The organism is Streptomyces diversicolor (genome assembly GCF_057537855.1).
In genome coordinates this window covers 61,392-80,444 of sequence record NZ_BAAJXA010000006.1, presented here as the reverse complement: position 1 = coordinate 80,444, position 19,053 = coordinate 61,392, and the positions used below count along the sequence as shown (strand labels likewise).

Here is a 19,053-nt window from a genome sequence, read left to right as displayed (position 1 = left end):
CCCCGCAACGAGGCCCCGTCGTCCGCCCGAGGGCGGTCCCCGCGGCGTCCGCCACCCGGTACCGGTGTGCCGACCGCGGCCCCGGACCCCGGCATCGACCCTGCTCGCGGTCCGTCCGACCCCGTCGCCGCACCCCCCACGCCGCGCGTCGCCAGTCCCGCCTGCCACGTATGCGTCGCGTCGCGGGCGGGGAGCCCGCGGCAGGGCCTAAGGTGCGGGCGCATGGTGCATGTACTGAGCAGTCGGACGCTTCTGCGACCCACCGACCCCGAGCGTTCCCGGGTCTTCTACGGCCGGCAGCTCGCGCTCGCCGTCTACCGCGAGTTCGGCACGGGTCCGGAGCGCGGGACGGTCTACTTCCTCGGCGGCGGCTTCCTGGAGGTGTCCGGGCGGTCCGACACCCCGCCGTCCCCGGCGCTGCAACTGTGGCTCCAGGTCGAGGACGTGGCGGCGGCGCACGCGGAGCTGCGCGCGAAGGGCGTGGAGATCGTCCGCCCGCCGGTGCGGGAGCCGTGGGGCCTGATCGAGACGTGGATCGCCGACCCGGACGGCGTCCCCATCGTCCTGGTCCAGGTACCGGCGGACCATCCCCTGCGGTACCGGCCGGGGATCTGAGCAGGTCCACTGAAGTCCGCTGCGGTTCGACAGCGCCCCGAAGGGGCGCGGGGCTGTAGCGACCGGGGATTCAGGCGCGCAGGGCGCCCATGCGGCCCTCCAGACGGCTCAGCAACTCGGCGAGCAGTGCGGCCAGTTCGCCCTGGCCCTCGGGGGCGAGGACGGACAGGACGGCCGTCTCGTAGGCGAGCTGTTCGGGCAGGATGCCGTCGACCAGGGCCCGTCCGGAGTCGGTGAGGCGGACATGGGCGACGCGGCGGTCGCGGGTGTCGCCGCGCCGCTCGACCAGGCCGCGTTCGGTCAGCTGCTTGAGGCGTTTGGTGACGGCGGCGCCCGAGGAGAAGGTCTCCCGGGCCAGCTCGCTCGGGGTCAGCTCGTGCCCGGTGCGGCGCAACGCGCCGAGCAGGTCGAACTCGGGGCGGCTCAGGCCGGCCCGGCGCAGGGGCGCGTCCTCGGCCTGCTGGAGCAGGGCGGCGCAGCGGTTGATGCGCCCGATCACCTCCATGGGTCCGGTGTCCAGGTCGGGATGGACGGTCCGCCACTGCCGGACGACCGCGGCGACCGTGTCGCCGCCGGCCGCGTCCCTGCCGCCCGCCGTGTCGTACCCGGCCGCGGGTCGTCCGTTGGTCGCCGTCATGGCCGTCCGTCCTCCGTTGTCGCTGTCGTCCGGGTCCGCGGCACCGCGCCCGGCTGCCCGGCCGTCCGCTCGGCGCTCGGGCCGGCCCCGGCGTGCGGCTCCCGGTGCCGTACCGTCGCGGCGAGCGTACGGTGTCCCGACCGCTCGGCGAGCACGACCCGCTCCTGGGGCAGGGCCCGCTGCCACCACTCGCCGGACGCGGCGTCCACCCTGGCCCGCAGGTCGGCGAGGGCGGCGGTGAGCGCGCGCCGGGCGGTCTCCAGGTCGCGGGGCGCAGGCCGTGGCTCGGCGAGCAGCCTCGCGGCGTGTTCCCCGGCCCGCTCGACGGCCGTCAGCGCGTCCTCGACGCGGTCGCCGGCGCGGCGGTTGGTGACGACGACGGCCGCCGCGAATCCGGCGAGGGCGCCGACGAGGGTGTCCAGCACCCGGTCGGTGATCAGCTCGGCGGAGTCCTGGGTCCGGGCGAACTCGGTGATGAGCAGCGCCATCGGAGTGACGCAGACGCTGCCGAGCCAGTAGTTGCGGCCCATCAGGGCCTCGGCGCCGAAGGCGCAGGCGAGGCAGCACAGCACCAGGGCCAGCGGGTGCAGGTGCGCGACGGGCACGACCGCGGCGAAGACCAGGACACCGACGAGGTTGCCGACGACGCGCTGGATGCCGCGCCGCCAGGTGAGGGCGAGGTTGGCCTGGTAGAGGGCGGCCGCGGTGACCAGGGCCCAGTAGGGGCGGCCGACTCCGAGGGCGAGGGAGGCGTATCCGGCGAGTGCGCAGCCGAGGGCGGTGCGGACGGCGAGCGGGGCGAGCGGGGCGAGCCTGCGGCGCAGCGGGGGTTGCGGGGCGGCGCTGTCGGCGGCCACGCCGAGCAGTTCCTCTTCGCCCGCCGCCGACAGACCGGCCCGCGGCACGGGTCCGGTGCCGCGCAGCGCGCGGGCCCAGGCGCGCAGCTGGTCCGGGTCGGCGTCCGCGGGTGCGGCGAGCGCGACCTCGGCGCGGACGACGAGGCGTTCCAGGTCGCGCCGGGTGCGGTCGGCGCGGGCCGCGGTGGACAGCAGCGACTGCCAGGCGCTCTGCACGGCGGCGGCCGCCGCGGCCCTGGCCGCCGTATGACCGTCGCCGGTGCCGCGGGTGGCGGCGTAGCCGGCGGCGGTGTGCAGGGCGTGGGCGGTGGCGCGCCGCTCGGGGCCGTGCGGGCGCAGCAGTCCGGGTGCCATGCCGACCAGCCAGGCAAGGGCGCCCGCGGCAAGCGCCAGAGCGACGTGGCCGGGTACCTGGCCGAGGGTCTGCGGGGCGAACAGCGAGGCGGAGCCGATGAAGGTCGGGATCACGTTCCCGGGCGGGCCGATGCGGGTGGCGTCGCAGAGCGTCTTCTGCACGGCGGCCAGCAGCGCCCCGACGGTGACCAGGACCACCGGGTCGGTGGTCAGGGAGGCGGCGACGAGGGCGACCGCGAGGCCGCCGGTCATGCCGAGCACCACCCAGGCCAGGGCACGGGCGCGGGCGGCGTAGGGGCGGTTGTGGGCGTAGAGCGCGCACAGGGACCCGGCCATCGTGTACATGGCCAGGTCGAGGCGGCCGAGCGCGAGCAGGGTCAGGTTCGGCGGGCCGGCCGCGGCGACCGCGCTGAGCGCGGGCTTGAACCAGATGTCGGACGGCCGGCCGAGGCGCAGCACCCCGGCGAGGGGAAGTCGGGTGGGGGTCGCACTGCTCATCCCACCAACTTAGCATGTGTTTTACTCGTAAAACACATGGCTTTCCCGAAGGCCGCCCCGCCCCACCTGCTGCGCTCTGCCGAATGCTCCCCGTGTACGCCTTTGCGCTTGCGTGCGCGCCTCGTGCCGGGGGCATCGCACCCTCGACGGCGCGGCGAGCGCCGGACGGGGACCGGGAACGGGGAGGCGCGTGTGCACGGACCGGCTTCACCGGGCTGGCTGCTGGTCGCGCTGTGCGCGCTCACCGGCGCCTACTGCCTGCTGCGGATGCGCAGCGCCGTGCCGGAACAGCGGCGCTCGGCGGGCGGCGAAGCGCTCATGGGCTTCGGCATGGCGGCGATGGCCGTACCCACCACGGTGTTCACCCCTCCCTCCTGGGCGTGGCCCGGGTACGCGGCCGTGTTCGGCGCGGCCGGACTGCGCGCCCTGTGGGCGGCGCGCGGCCGACCGCACCATCTGCACCATGCCGTGGGCGCCGCCGCGATGGTCTACATGGCGGCCGTGATGGCCACCGCCCCCGGCTCCGCCCACCACGCGCACGGCGGCGGGGTCCCCCTGCTGACCGGGCCACTGCTCCTCTACTTCACCGGCTATGTGCTGCTGTCGGGCGTGCGCCTCGTCCCGGTCGCCGCGGCGGCGGGCGGCGGCCCCGGCTGGGGCGACCGCCCGGAACTGGCGCTGGCCTGCCGGTTGTCGATGGCCATCGGCATGGTGGCGATGCTGCTGACGCTCTGACCCGGAACCCCGAGCGGGCCCCGACACCGGGCGCGGACGTTGCCTGCGTCACTTTGCGGCGGCGGACCGTACCCCTGAGCGGCCCGCCGCTCATAGGCTGCTGCCCATGATGGTCCCCGCGGCACTGCTGCTGCTCGGCGCGCTGGCCGCCGTCGTCGCCCCCCGGCTGCTCGCGCGGGCCGACTGGCCGGACCGGGAACCGGTGGTCGCCCTGTGGGTGTGGCAGTGCGTCGTGGCGGCCGTACTGCTGTGCTGCGTCCTGTCGATGACGCTGAGCGCGGCCGCCGCCTGGCAGGCGGTCCGCGGGCATGTCTTCGCCCCGGCACCGCGCGCGGTCGTCGACGCCTACGCCCTCGGCGCGGCCGGGCCCTGGGCGGCGGCGACCGCGGTGACACTGGCCTGCGCGGGCCTGTGGAGCGGCGCCATGCTGGTCCGCGAGGTGCTGCGGGCCCGGGCGCGGCGGCGCCGGCGACGGGCCGAACTCCTCGTGCGTTCCCCGCTGTTGCCCGGTGAGGAACCGGTGGGCGGCCGGCTCGTCGTCCTGGAGGGCGAGCGGCCCGACGCCTGGTGGCTGCCCGGCGCGGCACCGCAACTCGTCGTCACCACGGCCGCGTTGCGCCGTCTGAAGGGACGGCAGCTGGATGCCGTGCTCGCCCATGAGCAGGGTCACGCCACGGCCCGGCACGACTGGCTGCTGCACTGCTCGGACGCGCTCGCCGACGGTTTCCCGCAGGTGCCGGTGTTCGCCGCGTTCCGCGACGAGATGCACCGGCTGGTCGAATTGGCCGCCGACGACATGGCATCGCGTCGCTTCGGCCGGCTCACCACCGCGCTGGCGCTTGTCGAACTCAACGAGGACCGCGGGGTGTTCGGGCCCGGCCCCGCCGCACAGGCCCATGTCCCGCAGCGCGTGCACCGGCTGCTGTCGCCCCCGGACCGGCTGACCGCGATGCGCCGGCTGCGCCTGACGGCCGCGGCGGCGCTGGTGCCGGTGGTCCCGGTGCTGGTGACGCTGGTGCCGGGGCTGCAGGCGCTTCGCTGACCCGGTCGGCCCGCGTCCCGCGCCCCGCGTCCGCGAAGATCACTCCATGCGCCGAACCGCCACACAGTCCCCGCCCCGCCTTCCGGACCACCGCGCCGCCGCCCGCACGACCCGCGCCGCCCTCGCCCTGGCGGCCTGCTCCGCCGTGCTGCTCGCCCTGGTCGCGGCCGAGTGGCGCCCCCTGCTCGCGCTGGACGGCGACATCGCCCGCACCACGCACCGCTGGGCGGTCGCGGAGCACGGCCTCACCCGTGTCTCGCGGATCCTGACGGACTGGGTCTGGGACCCGCTGACCATGCGGCTGGTGTGCGCGGCGGCGGCCGGATGGCTGGTGTGGCGCCGCAGGGCCTGGTGGACGGCGCTGTGGCTGGTGGTGGCCTGCGCGCTGGGCACGGCGCTGCAGCAGTCCCTGAAGGCCGCCGTGGGCCGCCCCCGGCCCGTCTGGCCGGACCCCGTGGACTCGGCGCACTACGCGGCCTTCCCGTCCGGGCACGCCATGACCGCGACGGTGGTCTGCGGGCTGCTGCTGTGGCTGCTGCGGCGCCTGGGCGCGGGGCGGATCCTGTGGCGCACGGCCGTCGCCGTGGCCGCGGTCTGTGTGCTCGGCGCCGGGCTGACCCGGGTGTGGCTCGGCGTGCACTGGCCCTCGGACGTGCTGGGCGGCTGGCTGCTCGGCGGGTTGGTTGTAGCGCTCGCGGCCCTTGTGCACACGAGGGGCCTGGGACGGGGCGGCGGAACGGACCCCGCGCACCGCTAAGATCGCCGCATGTCTGCCGTGCTGTTCGACTTCTCCGGGACCCTCTTTCGCGTCGAGTCCACCGAGTCGTGGCTGCGGGCCGTCCTCGACGGGGCGGCCGTGACGCTGTCCGAGGCGGAGCTGACCGAGACGGCGCGGGCGCTGGAGACGGCCGGTGCGCTGCCGGGCGGCGCGGCCCCGGCGCGGCTGCCCGAGGACCTGGCCGAGGTGTGGGCGGTCCGCGACGAGAGCGCCGAGCTGCACCGGGCGGCCTACACGGGCCTGTCGCGGCGGGTGCCGCTGCCCGATGACGGCCTGCACGACGCGCTGTACGAGCGGCACATGTCCCCGGACGCCTGGTCCCCGTACCCGGACACCGCCGAGGTGCTGCGCACGCTCAAGGAGCGCGGTGTCCCCGTCGCCGTGGTCAGCAACATCGGCTGGGACCTGCGTCCGGTGTTCCGCGCGCACGGCCTGGACGCGTTCGTGGTCGCGTACGTCCTGTCGTACGAGCACGGCGTCCAGAAACCGGACCCGCGGCTGTTCTCCGTGGCCTGCGAGGCGCTTGGCACGCGACCGGACAAGGCGCTGATGGTCGGCGACAGCCGGCCCGCGGACGGCGGCGCGACGGCGCTGGGCTGCCGGGTGCACTTCGTGGACCATCTGCCGGTGGCCGAGCGGCCGGACGCGCTGCTGCCGGTGCTGGACCTGGTGGCCGGGCCCGGCCGGCCGGTTCAGCCCCGGTAGTCCTCGACCTGGGACGACGGCCGCACCCGCGCCTCGTCCGGGTTCTCGCCGAACTCGGACTTGGCCCGGCGCTGGCGCAGCAGGTCCCAGCACTGGTCGAGTTCACGCTCCAGTTCGCCGAGCCGCCGCCGCTCCGTGGCGCCGTCGATCTCGCCGGACGCGAGCGATGCGCGCAGCTTGCGCTCGTCGTCGACCATCTCGGTGATCCTGGCCAGTATCCGCCGGTCCTGTTCCATCTCCACCCGCCTCCTCGGCTCGTCGCCCGTGCCCACTGTAGAGACGGGCAGGCGGCCGTGCCCACCGCGGGGACCAGCAGGCGGCCGTGCGAGACGGCAACCGAAAGCGTGCGGCCCTCGCTCGTGCGGGAAGTGCCGGACGGTGCGTGCCGCCCGCCGAGGCGATCCCCCGCGTCGCCCCGGACGGACGGCAGCCCTGGACAGGCCCGTGCGTCGGCCGGGCCTGCTGCGTTGAGTATAGTTGGCTGGCAGCCAGTCAACGCAGGAGTTACAGCATGTCCCCGCGCAGCGCCTCGGTCAATGAAGAGTTGCGGCGGCGTTCGCGCGAGCGGCTTCTACAGGCCGCGGTCGAGCTGGTGGGCGAGCACGGGTTCGAGGCGACGACCCTCGGTGCCATCGCGGACCGGGCGGGCTCGGCCCGTGGACTGGTGTCGTACTACTTCCCCGGCAAGCGCCAGCTCGTGCAGTCCGCCGTGCACCGGTTGATGCACCGCACGCTGGAGGAGGCGCTGGAGCGCGAGCCGCACACCGAGGACGGCCGGGAGCGACTGGCGAGGGCCATCGACGCGATCCTGGGGCTGGCACGCGACCGGCCCGTGCTGATGCGCCAGCACATGGCCGGGCTGTTGCAGGCCGAGGGGTTCGTCCAGTGCCCCGAGCAGCGGCGCCTGTCGGAGCTGCTGAGCGACACCGTGAGCCGGTACGGCTCCCATGACGTCACCGCCGGCTACCCCATGCTGCGTGCGCTGCTGATGGGCGCGGTGTACGCGGCGCTGGTGCCGGGCGTGCCGATGCCGGTCCCGGTGCTGCGGGCCGAGTTGTTCGAGCGCTACCGGCTCGACTGGGAGATGGGCGTTCCACCGGACGCCGCGGCGGCGCCGGACGGCAGGTGTGCCTCGGATCTGTCGCGGTTCTTCGCCACCGGCGCACAACCGGCGGGCCGGCCCGAGGAATCGGGCCGGCCCGAGGAATCGGGCCGGCCCGGTCTACCGGATCCGGCTCAGCGGTCGAAGTAGTCCGGCTGCGTCTGGACGTTGAGTTCGTCCAGCCGGATCCGGGCCGCCGGATCCGTGCGCCGGTCGCTGAGCTTCAGGACGTCGAAGCCCTTGGCGATGTCGTTCGAGTAGATGTAGCCGTTGTAGTAGTACGCCGACCAGGAGCCGCCGACCACGAGCTGGTCGGTGGTGAGCGGGCCGCGCTCGAAGTAGCCGATCTCCTTCGGCTTCGAGGAGTTGGTGAAGTCCCAGACGGAGACGCCGCCCTGGTACCAGGCCTGGACCATGATGTCCCTGCCCTTGACCGGGATCAGCGAGCCGTTGTGGGCGACGCAGTTCTCGGTGTCCGCCTGGTGGCGCGGGATCTTGTAGTAGCTGCGGAAGACCAGCTTGCGGTGGTCGCCCTTGCCGACGATGTCGTAGATGCCGTCCGCGCCGCGGTTCGGGCCGATGGCCGCGTTGCAGGTGGCCGCGCCGCCGCCGCCCAGCTCGTCGGTGAACACCACCTTGTCGGCCTTCTGGTTGAAGGTCGCCGAGTGCCAGAACGCGAAGTTCACGTTGTCCTGGACCTGGTCGATGACCTTCGGGTGCTCCGGGTCCTTGATCGACAGCAGGATGCCGTCGCCCATGCAGGCGCCGGCCGCCAGGTCCTCGGAGGGCAGGACCGTGATGTCGTGGCAGCCGGTGGTCTTGGACACGCCCGGGTTGGTGGGCGCGCCCGGGTTGCCGCCGCCGTCGGGCCCTTCACCCGGGAAGAGCACCGGGAAGTTGACGACCGCCGCCTTCTCCGGGTGGCTGCGCGGCACCTTGATGACGGAGATGCCGTCGTGCGGCGGCTGGCAGTCGGGGTAGGTGACGCTCGGCGAGTACGAGGAGACGTAGATGTAGACGTTCTTGCGTTCGGGCACCAGCGAGTGGGTGTGCGAGCCGCAGGCGGTCTCGACGGCGGCGACGTACTTCGGGTTCTTCTTGTCGCTGATGTCGAAGACCTTCATGCCCTCCCACGAGGACTTCTCGGTCGCGGGCTGGGTGGTGCTGTTGCAACTGCTGTCGCTGCGCGAGGAGTCGGTGGACAGGAAGAGCAGGTTGCCGGAGACGGAGACGTCGTTCTGCGAGCCCGGACACAGCACCTGGGCGACCGTCTTCGGCGCCTTCGGGTTGCTGATGTCGAAGACGCGGAAGCCGTCGTAGTTGCCGGCGAAGGCGTACCTGCCCTGGAAGGCGAGGTCCGAGTTCGTCCCCGGGAGCGCGTCCTTGGGGATGTTGGTCAGGTGCTCGATGTTGGCGGAGTGGACGACCTCGTCCCGGCCGGGTATCTCACCGCTCGCGATGGCGTCGCGCACCTCGGCCCTGGCGCTCGCGGACACATCGTCCCGCGCGGCCGTGCCGTCCCCCGGGTCGGGGGTCGCGACGGCCGGATGGGCCGTCAGCAGCGCCGCGAGGAGCCCCGCGGCCGCGGCGGCGACACCCAGGTGTCTGCGCCGCGTTCGGGCTTCGTTCAACAGGATCACTGTTTCCTCCCTGGTTCCGTTCACGTCGGAACGGGTCACGCACCCTCGAAGTATCGTCTTCATCATGCACATATCAACAGTGGGCAACGAACTCGTAATGAAGCTTTTCGATCAGTGGGCCGCGGAAGCGTGCTAGGACGGTCATCGGCACTCACCGCGTGCCGGCCAGCAGTCACCCACCACGCCTGCCACAGGAGGTCGTCGTGCCCCACCGCCGAGCGTCCCTAGCGTTCGTCGCCGCGGCCTCGCTGGCCGCGCTCACCGTGCTCGGGCTCACCGGCTGCGACTCCGGTTCGGACGCCAAGTCGCCCGCGTCGAGCGGGCCTTCGGTGATCGTGCCGGGAAAGCCGGGCGAGCAGAACCGCACCCTGTCCGCCGCGGACGCCGCCGAGCAGCGCGCCGAGGACGACTCCCCCAACTCGGCGGACGTCGACTACGCGCGGATGATGATCCGGCATCACTCCCAGGCCCTGGAGATGACCGAACTCGTCCCGGACCGTGCCGAGTCGTCGAGGGTCAAGCGGCTGGCCGAGCGGATCGCCGCGGCCCAGGGCCCGGAGATCGCCGCCATGCGGGCCTGGCTGACGTCGTACGGCAAGGACGAGCGGCCCGAGGGGCACGACCACGCCGCGATGCCGGGGATGGCGAGCGAGGCGCAGCTGAAGAAGCTGCGCGCGGCACGCGGCAACGCGTTCGACGAGCTGTTCCTGACGCTGATGATCACCCATCACGAGGGCGCGATCACCATGGCGACCGATGCCAAGGCGCAGGGCAACAACATCCGGATCGAGGAGATGGCCGACGACGTGGTCGCTCAGCAGACCAGCGAGATCGCCCGCATGCGAGACATGCGCTGACGCCGTCCACCAATGCCTGCGGCGCGCTCGGCCGGTCCGACGGCGTGGGGCCGATACCGTGCGCGAGGGGGGCTCGGTGCCCACAAGATGTGGGCCCGACACACGGGCCGGCGCCCCATGTGGCGCGGGACCGGCCCCGCGCGCCACATGGGGCCGTCCCACATGTGTGACCGGGTCGACGCCGCGCGTGACGCGGGCCGGTGACCCACATGCTGCGGGGCCGGAGCCACATCGCCGCGCCGACGCCGCGCGCCGCGCGGGGCCGCGTCACGCGTCAGGCCGGATCGAAGCCGCGCGTGACGCGGGACCGTTCCGCACCCGGCTTGGGGCGGTCCCATGCGTCAGGTCGGCCTGGCGCCGCGCGGCGCGGGGCCGGGGCCGCCGGGCAGGGCGGATCGGCCCGGTCGTCGGGTCGCGGTCAGCGGCGTGCGTGGCGCGGGGGGAGGAGGCCCGCGTCGCGGGCCTGCGCGATCAGGACGAGCGACTTGCGCCGCCCGTACCCGGTCGCCGACATCACCGCGAGGACCGGGTCCGCGCCTTCCTCCTGGGCGGTCCGGTAGGTGCGCGCGACCTGCCGGCGTCCCTCGTCGCCGCGCGGCCAGGCCGGGCGGGCCCGGGCCGCCGCCCCGCCCTCGCCGCCCGGCTCCGCGCCGAGGCCGCACGCCCGCAGCAGCGGCTCCTCGATCCAGTCGGCCAGCACCGTCAGGTCGTCCGGGGACAGCGCGGGCCTGGCCCGGACGTCCTCGAAGAAGACGCATCCCTCGCAGACCACGGCGAGCACGTCGATCCGGGCGCCGTCGGCGAACGCCAGCCGGACGGTGAACCACGACGCGGTGCTCTCGTCCTCCCGTACCTCCCACGCGGGTCCCACCGACACCGTGCCGTCCGCGGGGCAACGGTCGGAAAGATCAAGAAAGGATGCTTCCAGCACACACGCAAAGTAACCGCATGATCACATCCCGGCGGCAACAGACACGCACGCCCGTCACCCCGGCGGACCCTGTCAGCGGGCCCCCGGCGGTGCGATGCTGGAGCCACCAGCACCCCTGCGCCTTTCGGGGTTAGGAGTCCGCCGTGTTGCGTGTCGCCGTCGTCGGTTCCGGGCCGAGCGGGTGCTACACCGCCCAGAGCCTGGTCCAGCAGGACCCCGACGTGCTCGTGGACGTCCTGGACCGGCTGCCGTGCCCGTACGGACTGGTGCGCTACGGCGTGGCCCCGGACCACGAGAAGATCAAGTCGCTGCAGCAGAACCTGCGGGCGGTCCTGGAGGAGGACCGGGTGCGGTTCCTGGGCGGCGTCCGGGTCGGCGGCCCCGGCGGCCCGGACGTGGCGCGGCTGCGCGGGCTGTACCACGCGGTCGTGTACTGCGTGGGCGCCGCCGCCGACCGGCACCTCGGCATTCCGGGCGAGAACCTGCCCGGCAGCTGGTCGGCCACCGAGTTCGTGGCCTGGTACAGCGCGCACCCGGACGCCGCCGACGCCGGCTTCCTGCAAGACGCCCGGTCGGCCGTGGTCATCGGCGTCGGCAATGTCGCGGTGGACGTCACACGGATGCTGGTCCGCGCCGCGGCGGAACTGAGCCCGACCGACATGCCGCAGGACGCGCTGACCGCGCTGGTGGCGAGCCGGGTGTCCGAGGTGGTGATGGTCGGCAGGCGCGGGCCCTCGCAGGCGCGTTTCACCACGAAGGAGCTGCGCGAGCTGGGCGGGCTGCCCGGCACCGACGTCGGCGTGGACCCCGCCGAGCTGGCCATGGACCCGGCGTACGCCGACCCGTCAGGGCTGCCCGCGCCGCGGCGCCGCAATCTGGAGGTGCTGCGCGACTGGGCGGCACGGGAGCCCGGCGGCGCGGCGCGCCGGATCGGGCTGCGCTTCTTCCTGCGCCCGGTGGAACTGCTCGGCGACGGCGGGCGGGTGGCCGCGGTCCGCTTCGAGCGTACGGCGCCGGACGGCCGTGGCGGTGTGACGGGGACCGGCCGGTTCGAGACCGTCGAGGCCCAGTTGGTGCTGCGGTCGGTCGGCTATCGCGGGGTGCCGCTCGCGGGGCTGCCGTTCGACGCGGACGAGGGCACGGTGCCGAACGAGCGGGGCCGGGTGCTGCGCGACGGCGTGGCGAGCCCGGGTGAGTACGTGGCGGGCTGGATCAAGCGCGGCCCGACGGGGGTCATCGGCACCAACCGTCCGTGCGCCAAGGAGACGGTCGCCGCCCTGTTCGCGGACGCGCCCGCGCTGCTGCGCCGTGAGGTGCCGGGTGATCCCGCGCGGGCGCTGCGCGCCGAGGGGATCGAGCCGGTCGAGTGGGCGGGCTGGCGGGCGATTGAGCGGGCCGAGGCGGCGCTGGGGGCGCGGCTCGGCCGCCGCGTGGTCAAGCTGGCCGACTGGGACTCGCTCCTGGCGGCGGCCCGCACGGCGGCCCCTTAGCCGCCGCCGGACGTCCATGGCCGGGCGTTCCCCGGCTGGATCAGGACGGTGGAACCGGACCGAACCGCACGAAACAGCCTGCCCGCGAAGGTTCAGGCGTCGGCGCCGAGCCGGGCGGCCTGCCGGGCGGCGGCGGCGAGAAGGCTGTCGAGCAGCCCCGGGAAGAGATCGTCCAGGTCGCCCGTGCGCAGGCCGTTCATCTTGGCCGTGCCCCGGTAGACCTGCCGGATCACCCCCGACTCGCGCAGCACCCGGAAGTGGTGCGTGGTGGTCGACTTGGTGACCGGCAGATCGAACTGCGAACAGGTCATCTCGTCGCCCACGGCGGCGAGTTCGCGCACGATCTGCAGCCGCAGCGGATCGGAGAGAGCGTGCAGCACACCCTCCAGACGGATCTCGTTACGCCCGGGGTGCTCCAGCTCGCGGCTGGTCACGGAGGTACTGGTCACGGCGGCTCACCTTCGTCGTCGTCGATCCCTCATTGTACGAGAGACATCGTAGTTTGACATTCCCCGTACTACGACGTCTATCGTACGAAGGACGACCGACCTCGTGACGACGATTGGAGTCCGCCGTGAGTACGCTCTTCGAGCCCATCACCCTGCGCGAAACCACCATGGCCAACCGGGTCTGGATGGCGCCGATGTGCCAGTACTCCGCCGAGCCGGAGGGCCCCGCGCAGGGCGCGCCGGACGACTGGCACTTCGCGCACTACGCGGCGCGTGCGACCGGCGGCACCGGCCTGATCCTCACCGAGGCCACCGCCGTCTCGCCCGAGGGCCGGATCTCGCCGTACGACCTCGGCATCTGGAACGACACCCAGGTGGCCGCGTTCCGCCGGATCACGCGCTTCCTCGTGGGCCAGGGCACGGTGCCCGGGATCCAGCTCGCGCACGGCGGCCGGAAGTCCTCGACCGACCGGCCGTGGAAGGGCGGCGCGCCCGTCGGACCCGAGGCGCACGGCTGGCAGCCGCTCGGCCCGAGCCCGGTCCCCTTCGGCGCGGGCCACCCTGTGCCCCATGAGCTGACGGTCGATCAGATCGCGGAGATCGTGGACGAGTTCGCGGCGGCGGCCGAGCGCGCGCTCGCCGCGGGCTTCGAGGTCGCCGAGATCCACGGCGCGCACGGCTACCTGATCAACGAGTTCCTTTCGCCGCACTCGAACCACCGCACGGACGCGTACGGCGGCTCGTACGCGAACCGGACCCGCTTCGCCCTCGAAGTCGTCGACGCGGTGCGCGCGGTGTGGCCGGACGACAAGCCGCTGTTCTTCCGCATCTCCGCGACGGACTGGCTGGAGGAGGGCGGCTGGACCGCGGACGACACGGTCCGCTTCGCCGGCGAACTGCACGCCCACGGCATCGATCTGCTGGACGTGTCCACCGGCGGCAACGCCTCCGGCGTCCGCATCCCCACCGGTCCCGGCTACCAGGTGCCCTTCGCCGCACGCGTGAAGGCGAAGACGTCGCTGCCGGTGGCCGCGGTCGGCCTGATCACCGACGCCGAGCAGGCGGCGAAGATCGTGGCCAACGACGAGGCGGACGCGGTGCTGCTGGGCCGTGAACTGCTGCGCAACCCGTCCTGGGCGCGGCACGCCGCGCGGCAGCTGGGCGCCACGGTGCGGGTGCCGGACCAGTACCACCGCTCGGTCTGAGCACGGCGGTGCGCCCCACGCCGGCCCGCCCCGTCCGCGCGGGTCGAGCCGCGATGGGTGCCCGACGTGCCGCTCGGCCCGCACCCGCCGCCCGGGTCGCGGGCCGCAGGTCGGTCACGGCCTTGATGGGAGCGCTCCCGTACGACCGCCGGCATGGCCGGAAGGATGTCGCGCGAGGCGTTGACTAGAAAGCGCTTGCACCCTACGGTCCGTTCAGCAGTGTGACCGTGCGACCCGACATCGGCCCCATACGGTCACCTGCCCGCACAGAGCGTTCCACATGGTGCACGCCGTTCACATACACGGCTTGCCGGCCAAACTCCCCCACACGGAAGAAGGCATACGGGACATGACCTTACGAGCACGGTCACGCGCGACCACCGGGCGCGCCCTGACGGGCGGTCTCGCCGCCCTCGGTCTCTCGCTTGGCATGATCATGACTGACGGGACGGCGGCGAGCGCGGCCACCTGGCCGACGCCCAGCGGCAGCCAGGGCGTCTCCGCCACCATCTCGGTCTCCGGCACCAAGGACTACGGGATGCTGCGCCTGTACGGCACCGGGGACCTGGGCACCGGCGGTCAGAACGAGGACCAGGACCCGATCCTCGAACTGGCCCCCGGCACCGTCCTGAAGAACGTCGTCATCGGCTCCCCCGCCGCGGACGGCATCCACTGCCTGGGCAGCTGCACGCTGCAGAACGTCTGGTGGGAGGACGTCGGCGAGGACGCGGCCACGTTCCTCGGCTCCTCGTCGTCCAACGTGTACACGGTCTCCGGCGGCGGCGCGAAGGAGGCCAGCGACAAGGTGTTCCAATTCAACGGCGCCGGCACGCTGAACGTCTCGGGCTTCGCGGTGCAGAACTTCGGCACCTTCGTCCGCTCCTGCGGCAACTGCCGGACCCAGTACAAGCGGACGATCACCATCGACTCCATCGAGGCGACCTACAAGGGGAGCCGGCTCGTCGGCATCAACACCAACTACGGCGACAGCGCGACCCTGAAGCGGATCACCATCGTCGGGGACTCCAGCGAGAAGATCATCCCCTGCCAGAAGTACATCGGGAACAACACGGGCGCCGAACCGTCCACGAACGGCTCCGGGGCCGACGGCACCTACTGCAAGTACGCGTCGTCCGACATCACCTACAGGTGAGCCACCCGGACCGCGAGAGAGCGCCGGGGGCCGTCACCGCGGGTGGCGGTCCCCGGCGCCGCCCAGGCCGCTCACCGCTGAGGTCAGTTCGTGCTGGAAGTGCGCGTACGCGGTGCGCAGCGCGGCGCCCGGCCAGTCGGCGGGCAGCAGGGCGGGCGGCAGCACGGGGTCGGTGAGGAGGTGGCGTACGACCGCGGCGTAGCCGGTGAGGCGGTCGGCGGGGCGGTCCGCGCGGGCCACATGGGCGAGCAGGGCGCGGCCGGTGGCGGCCCAGGCGTCGAGCGGCCACAGGAGGGCGACCAGCTCGCGCGGCGGGCGCTGAGGTCGTGCGGTGTAGTACTGGGCCACCCGCTCCAGGTCGTCCGGCGGCGGGCGGTCGAGGTTCGCCGGCCGCAGCCATACGCCCTCACGCAGTTCCGCCAGCCGCAGGGCGGTCAACCGGCCGCGCAGGTCGGCGCGTTCGGCGGGGCCGCGGCCGGTCGCCGTGATCACCACCATCTCCCAGTCGCCGTGCCACGCGCGCGTGCCGGGGCGCAGCGCGTCGTCCTGACGGCGCTGACGGGCCAGCAGCCGGTCGCTGAGGCCGTAGACGGTGTCCGTGCGCCGCAGGTCGCCGGCGCTCACCATCCGGCTGAGCGCCGCCCGCAGGGTGGAGCCGCCCACCCCGAAGGGCTCGACCAGCCGCACGAGCTCCTTGACCGGCAGCCGCGGCGGATGGGCGCCGAGCAACAGGCTCAGCACCACCGACCGGGCGGACAGCGGCCTCAGGTCCGGCTCGCCGGGCTGCACCGGCGTGTTCATCCGCATGAGCACGTACTGTACGGGCGACTTCCTGTTGCAATATTGCTACAGCCGCAGAGTGAGTGCAACATGGGCCGTATGGTCTCGACACCCGCTCCGGCGCAGCCGCCGCACGCGACCCATGACGTCACCAACCAGGCCCCTCCCTCGGCCCCGTACGACGCCTCCGCGAACCCGGCCCTGCTGGAGGGCCTGCGCCGGGAGGGCGCGGGCTGGGCCGAGGAGGAGGTCCGGCGCCTCGGCCGGCGGGCCGGCAGCGCCGAGGCGCAGGAGTGGGGCGAACTGGCCAACCGGCACGAGCCCCTGCTGCGCACCCACGACCGGTACGGCAACCGGATCGACGAGGTCGAGTTCCACCCCGCCTGGCACCATCTGATGCGGGTCGCGGTCGGCGCGGGCCTCGCGGGCGCGCCGTGGGCCGACGCCCGGCCCGGAGCGCACGTCGCCCGCACGGCGGGCGGACTGGTGTGGGGGCACACGGAGGCCGGACACGGCTGCCCGACGTCGATGACGTACGCGGCCGTCCCCGCGCTGCGCGCCCAGCCGGACCTCGCCAAGGTCTACGAACCGCTGCTGACCGGCCGGGAGTACGACCCGGTGCTGCGCGTACCCACCGAGAAGCCCGGCCTGCTGGCCGGGATGGGCATGACCGAGAAGCAGGGCGGCTCCGACGTACGGAGCAACACCACCGCGGCCACCCCCACCGCCGAGCCCGGCGTGTACACGCTGCGCGGGCACAAGTGGTTCACGTCGGCGCCGATGTGCGACGTCTTCCTGGTGCTGGCCCAGGCGCCCGGCGGCCTGTCCTGCTTCCTGGTGCCGCGCGTGCTGCCGGACGGCAGCCGCAACACGTTCCGCATCCAGCGGCTGAAGGACAAGCTGGGCAACCGCTCCAACGCCTCATCCGAGCCGGAGTTCGACGCGACCGTGGCCTGGCTGGTCGGCCCGGAGGGCCGGGGCGTCAAGACGATCATCGAGATGGTCAACTGCACCCGCCTGGACTGCGTGATGTCGTCGGCCACCCTGATGCGCAAGACCCTCGTCGAGGCGGGACACCATGCGCGCCATCGCAGCGCGTTCGGCGCGCGGCTGCTCGACCAGCCGCTGATGCGCAACGTCCTCGCCGATCTCGCGCTGGAGTCGGAGGCCGCCACGACGCTCACGCTGCGGCTGGCCGGTGCGGCGGACCGCGCGGTGCGCGGGGACGAAGGGGAGCGGGCGTTCCGGCGGATCGCGACCGCCGTCGGCAAGTACTGGGTCACCAAGCGGGGTCCCGCCTTCACGGCGGAGGCCCTGGAGTGCCTGGGCGGCAACGGCTATGTGGAGGAGTCGGGCATGCCGCGGCACTACCGGGAGGCACCGCTGCTGTCGATCTGGGAGGGCTCGGGCAACGTCAACGCGCTCGACGTGCTGCGGGCGCTCGGCCGGGAGCCGGGCGCGGCGGACGCCCTGTTCGCCGAGCTCGCCCTGGCGCGCGGGGCGGACGCCCGGCTGGACGCGGCCGTCGCCCGGCTCAAGGACCGGTCGGCCGAGACCGACCAGGTGGGCGCGCGCCGGCTGGTCGAGGCGATGGCCCTGGCGCTCCAGGCATCCCTGCTGGTCCGGCACGCCCCGGCCGCCGTCGCCGACGCCTTCTGCGCGTCCCGGCTGGGCGGGGACTGGGGGCACTCGTTCGGCACACTGCCCGCCGGGGCCGCCTTGAACACCATCCTGGACCGCGCGCTGCCCGACGGAGCCTGACCGCGGGCCGCTCCGGCCCCCGGACCATCGGCGCCCCGGGTCCGGCGGACCCACCGCACCTCGTGCCACCCCGCCTGCGCCGGGTCCCCTGCCCAAGCGGCACCGCCTGCCGGCCGTTCACGCAGAGCACCTGCCGTGCAGCGGCGAGCGCCGAGCGCCACCCGGTCCGCCGCCATCGGGGCACGGCGTTCGAGCGCAGTGCGCCTGGCACCCGGGACGGCTGGCTGGAAACCGCCTCCGATGTTCCCGCGGGACGGCTGGCGGCACCGTCCTGACCTGCGGTGATTGTGGGGTTAGGGTGGCTGTCAGTGGTGGGGTGCAGACTGGCCCGTGTCTGAGGACCAGCTGTGCGACGACACCCCGGAGGTGATCGGCATGACCGAGGTACTGCTCGCCGTGGGCACCCGCAAGGGCCTGTTCATCGGGCGACGGCGGGAGAACGCCTGGGAGTTCGACGAGAGCCCCTACTTCAACGCGCAGGCGATCTACTCGGTCGCCATCGACACCCGCGGCGGCAGCCCACGCCTGCTCGCAGGCGGCGACAGCTCCCACTGGGGCCCGTCCGTCTTCCACTCCGACGACCTCGGCCGCAGTTGGACCGAACCCGCCAGGCCCGCCGTCAGGTTCCCCAAGGACACCGGGGCTTCGCTGGAGCGGGTGTGGCAGCTGCACCCCGCGGCGGCGGAACCGGACGTGGTGTACGCGGGCACGGAACCGGCGGCGCTGTACCGCTCCGAGGACCGCGGGGAGAGCTTCGACCTGGTCCGGCCCCTGTGGGAGCACCCCACCCGGGGCCGGTGGGTGCCGGGCGGCGGCGGTGAGGGACTGCACACCGTCGTCACCGACCAGCGCGATCCGAAGGCGGTGACCGTGGCGGTCTCCACGGCCGGCGTGTTCCGCACCACGGACGGCGGTGTGAGCTGGGCCCCGTCCAACTCCGGTGTGTCCGCGGTGTTCCTGCCGGATCCGGACCCGGAGTTCGGCCAGTGCGTCCACAAGATCGCCCAGGACGCGGGCAGCCCGGACCGGCTGTATCTGCAGAACCACTGGGGTGTGTACCGCAGCGACGACTCCGGCGCGCACTGGACGGACATCGGCGAGGGGCTGCCGTCCACCTTCGGCTTCGCGGTGGCGGCCCACCCGCACCGCGCCGGCACCGCGTATGTCTTCCCGATCAACGCCGACGCCGACCGGGTGCCGGCCGACCGCCGCTGCCGGGTCTTCCGCACGGCGGACGCGGGCGGGAGCTGGGAGCCGCTGACGGCCGGCCTGCCGTCGGAGGACCACTACGGGACGGTGCTGCGGGACGCGCTGTGCACCGACGGCGGCGACCCGGCGGGCGTGTACTTCGGCAACCGCAACGGCGAGGTGTTCGCGTCGGCCGACGACGGCGACAGCTGGCACCCGTTGGCGTCCCATCTGCCGGACGTGCTGTGTGTACGGGCCGCGGTCCTCGACTGAGGC

The 19,053-nt window shown here is 73.8% G+C and carries 19 protein-coding genes; 12 read left to right on the top strand and 7 right to left on the bottom strand.

Features of this window, described 5'->3' with window-relative positions:
* The first annotated feature begins 222 nt into the window (after nucleotides 1-222).
* Nucleotides 223-615 (top strand): VOC family protein, encoded by a 393-nt coding sequence (locus AC27LF_RS08750; protein WP_479661641.1) that lies wholly within the window; start codon nucleotides 223-225, stop codon nucleotides 613-615.
* 70 nt (nucleotides 616-685) lie between these two features.
* Here the strand turns inward: AC27LF_RS08750 and AC27LF_RS08745 are convergent, their stop codons facing one another.
* Nucleotides 686-1,252 (bottom strand): MarR family winged helix-turn-helix transcriptional regulator, encoded by a 567-nt coding sequence (locus AC27LF_RS08745; protein WP_479661642.1) that lies wholly within the window; start codon nucleotides 1,250-1,252, stop codon nucleotides 686-688.
* Entirely contained in the window at nucleotides 1,249-2,961 is a 1,713-nt protein-coding gene (locus AC27LF_RS08740) for an FUSC family protein (RefSeq protein WP_479661643.1), read from the bottom strand. The genes AC27LF_RS08745 and AC27LF_RS08740 overlap by 4 nt, the downstream gene beginning before the upstream one ends.
* 192 nt (nucleotides 2,962-3,153) lie before the next feature.
* Between AC27LF_RS08740 and AC27LF_RS08735 the strand changes: the two genes are divergently transcribed.
* The 4 genes from AC27LF_RS08735 (at nucleotide 3,154) to AC27LF_RS08720 (ending at nucleotide 6,221) form a co-directional block, all read left to right on the top strand.
* The gene (locus tag AC27LF_RS08735) at nucleotides 3,154-3,696 is read left to right on the top strand and encodes a DUF5134 domain-containing protein (protein ID WP_479661644.1); all 543 of its coding nucleotides are present in this window, start codon (nucleotides 3,154-3,156) and stop codon (nucleotides 3,694-3,696) included.
* A gap of 106 nt (nucleotides 3,697-3,802) precedes the next feature.
* Nucleotides 3,803-4,738, top strand: a complete 936-nt coding sequence (locus tag AC27LF_RS08730; RefSeq protein WP_479661645.1) for a M56 family metallopeptidase — start codon at nucleotides 3,803-3,805, stop codon at nucleotides 4,736-4,738.
* Nucleotides 4,739-4,784: 46 nt separating this feature from the next.
* A complete protein-coding gene (locus AC27LF_RS08725; RefSeq protein ID WP_479661646.1) occupies nucleotides 4,785-5,495 on the top strand; it encodes a phosphatase PAP2 family protein in 711 nt (236 codons plus the stop codon).
* A 9-nt stretch (nucleotides 5,496-5,504) separates the two neighbouring features.
* Entirely contained in the window at nucleotides 5,505-6,221 is a 717-nt protein-coding gene (locus tag AC27LF_RS08720; RefSeq protein ID WP_479661647.1) for an HAD family hydrolase, read from the top strand.
* Here the strand turns inward: AC27LF_RS08720 and AC27LF_RS08715 are convergent.
* On the bottom strand, nucleotides 6,209-6,457 hold the full coding sequence (locus AC27LF_RS08715; protein ID WP_479661648.1) for a DUF2630 family protein: 249 nt from the start codon (nucleotides 6,455-6,457) through the stop codon (nucleotides 6,209-6,211). The genes AC27LF_RS08720 and AC27LF_RS08715 overlap by 13 nt on opposite strands.
* A 275-nt stretch (nucleotides 6,458-6,732) precedes the next feature.
* Here AC27LF_RS08715 and AC27LF_RS08710 point away from each other — a divergent pair, with 275 nt between their 5' ends.
* Nucleotides 6,733-7,473: a TetR/AcrR family transcriptional regulator gene (locus AC27LF_RS08710; protein ID WP_479661649.1), complete on the top strand. Its 741-nt coding sequence runs from the start codon at nucleotides 6,733-6,735 to the stop codon at nucleotides 7,471-7,473.
* On the opposite strand, the gene AC27LF_RS08705 is transcribed toward AC27LF_RS08710, so the two are convergent.
* The gene (locus AC27LF_RS08705) at nucleotides 7,458-8,963 is read right to left on the bottom strand and encodes an LVIVD repeat-containing protein (RefSeq protein ID WP_479661650.1); all 1,506 of its coding nucleotides are present in this window, start codon (nucleotides 8,961-8,963) and stop codon (nucleotides 7,458-7,460) included. The two genes, AC27LF_RS08710 and AC27LF_RS08705, sit on opposite strands and share 16 nt — an antisense overlap.
* 203 nt (nucleotides 8,964-9,166) lie before the next feature.
* Here AC27LF_RS08705 and AC27LF_RS08700 point away from each other — a divergent pair, with 203 nt between their 5' ends.
* Nucleotides 9,167-9,820: a DUF305 domain-containing protein gene (locus AC27LF_RS08700; RefSeq protein ID WP_479661651.1), complete on the top strand. Its 654-nt coding sequence runs from the start codon at nucleotides 9,167-9,169 to the stop codon at nucleotides 9,818-9,820.
* A 418-nt stretch (nucleotides 9,821-10,238) separates the two neighbouring features.
* Here the strand turns inward: AC27LF_RS08700 and AC27LF_RS08695 are convergent, their stop codons facing one another.
* Nucleotides 10,239-10,697, bottom strand: a complete 459-nt coding sequence (locus AC27LF_RS08695; protein WP_479661664.1) for a DUF6214 family protein — start codon at nucleotides 10,695-10,697, stop codon at nucleotides 10,239-10,241.
* A 197-nt stretch (nucleotides 10,698-10,894) separates the two neighbouring features.
* On the opposite strand from AC27LF_RS08695, the gene AC27LF_RS08690 reads away from it, so the two are divergent.
* Entirely contained in the window at nucleotides 10,895-12,241 is a 1,347-nt protein-coding gene (locus AC27LF_RS08690; protein ID WP_479661652.1) for an FAD-dependent oxidoreductase, read from the top strand.
* A 92-nt stretch (nucleotides 12,242-12,333) separates the two neighbouring features.
* On the opposite strand, the gene AC27LF_RS08685 is transcribed toward AC27LF_RS08690, so the two are convergent.
* Complete coding sequence (locus AC27LF_RS08685; protein WP_479661653.1) at nucleotides 12,334-12,690, bottom strand: ArsR/SmtB family transcription factor; 357 nt, start codon at nucleotides 12,688-12,690, stop codon at nucleotides 12,334-12,336.
* Nucleotides 12,691-12,815: 125 nt separating this feature from the next.
* Here AC27LF_RS08685 and AC27LF_RS08680 point away from each other — a divergent pair, with 125 nt between their 5' ends.
* Nucleotides 12,816-13,895 (top strand): NADH:flavin oxidoreductase/NADH oxidase, encoded by a 1,080-nt coding sequence (locus AC27LF_RS08680; protein WP_479661654.1) that lies wholly within the window; start codon nucleotides 12,816-12,818, stop codon nucleotides 13,893-13,895.
* A gap of 349 nt (nucleotides 13,896-14,244) precedes the next feature.
* Nucleotides 14,245-15,048 (top strand): pectate lyase, encoded by an 804-nt coding sequence (locus AC27LF_RS08675; protein WP_479661655.1) that lies wholly within the window; start codon nucleotides 14,245-14,247, stop codon nucleotides 15,046-15,048.
* 33 nt (nucleotides 15,049-15,081) lie between these two features.
* On the opposite strand, the gene AC27LF_RS08670 is transcribed toward AC27LF_RS08675, so the two are convergent.
* On the bottom strand, nucleotides 15,082-15,855 hold the full coding sequence (locus AC27LF_RS08670; protein ID WP_479661656.1) for a PaaX family transcriptional regulator C-terminal domain-containing protein: 774 nt from the start codon (nucleotides 15,853-15,855) through the stop codon (nucleotides 15,082-15,084).
* 72 nt (nucleotides 15,856-15,927) lie between these two features.
* Here AC27LF_RS08670 and AC27LF_RS08665 point away from each other — a divergent pair, with 72 nt between their 5' ends.
* The gene (locus AC27LF_RS08665) at nucleotides 15,928-17,589 is read left to right on the top strand and encodes a DNA alkylation response protein (RefSeq protein WP_479661657.1); all 1,662 of its coding nucleotides are present in this window, start codon (nucleotides 15,928-15,930) and stop codon (nucleotides 17,587-17,589) included.
* A gap of 375 nt (nucleotides 17,590-17,964) precedes the next feature.
* Nucleotides 17,965-19,050, top strand: a complete 1,086-nt coding sequence (locus AC27LF_RS08660; RefSeq protein ID WP_479661665.1) for a WD40/YVTN/BNR-like repeat-containing protein — start codon at nucleotides 17,965-17,967, stop codon at nucleotides 19,048-19,050.
* Nucleotides 19,051-19,053 lie beyond the last annotated feature (3 nt).

What these genes read in the sequence shown, in the direction of transcription:
- AC27LF_RS08745 (WP_479661642.1), bottom strand. Translation starts at nt 1,252, where the DNA reads ATGACGGCGACCAACGGACGACCCGCGGCCGGGTACGACACGGCGGGC.
- AC27LF_RS08675 (WP_479661655.1), top strand. Translation starts at nt 14,245, where the DNA reads ATGACCTTACGAGCACGGTCACGCGCGACCACCGGGCGCGCCCTGACG.
- AC27LF_RS08660 (WP_479661665.1), top strand. Translation starts at nt 17,965, where the DNA reads ATGACCGAGGTACTGCTCGCCGTGGGCACCCGCAAGGGCCTGTTCATC.
- AC27LF_RS08715 (WP_479661648.1), bottom strand. Translation starts at nt 6,457, where the DNA reads ATGGAACAGGACCGGCGGATACTGGCCAGGATCACCGAGATGGTCGAC.
- AC27LF_RS08730 (WP_479661645.1), top strand. Translation starts at nt 3,803, where the DNA reads ATGATGGTCCCCGCGGCACTGCTGCTGCTCGGCGCGCTGGCCGCCGTC.
- AC27LF_RS08670 (WP_479661656.1), bottom strand. Translation starts at nt 15,855, where the DNA reads ATGCGGATGAACACGCCGGTGCAGCCCGGCGAGCCGGACCTGAGGCCG.
- AC27LF_RS08710 (WP_479661649.1), top strand. Translation starts at nt 6,733, where the DNA reads ATGTCCCCGCGCAGCGCCTCGGTCAATGAAGAGTTGCGGCGGCGTTCG.
- AC27LF_RS08725 (WP_479661646.1), top strand. Translation starts at nt 4,785, where the DNA reads ATGCGCCGAACCGCCACACAGTCCCCGCCCCGCCTTCCGGACCACCGC.
- AC27LF_RS08750 (WP_479661641.1), top strand. Translation starts at nt 223, where the DNA reads ATGGTGCATGTACTGAGCAGTCGGACGCTTCTGCGACCCACCGACCCC.
- AC27LF_RS08665 (WP_479661657.1), top strand. Translation starts at nt 15,928, where the DNA reads ATGGTCTCGACACCCGCTCCGGCGCAGCCGCCGCACGCGACCCATGAC.
- AC27LF_RS08720 (WP_479661647.1), top strand. Translation starts at nt 5,505, where the DNA reads ATGTCTGCCGTGCTGTTCGACTTCTCCGGGACCCTCTTTCGCGTCGAG.
- AC27LF_RS08740 (WP_479661643.1), bottom strand. Translation starts at nt 2,961, where the DNA reads ATGAGCAGTGCGACCCCCACCCGACTTCCCCTCGCCGGGGTGCTGCGC.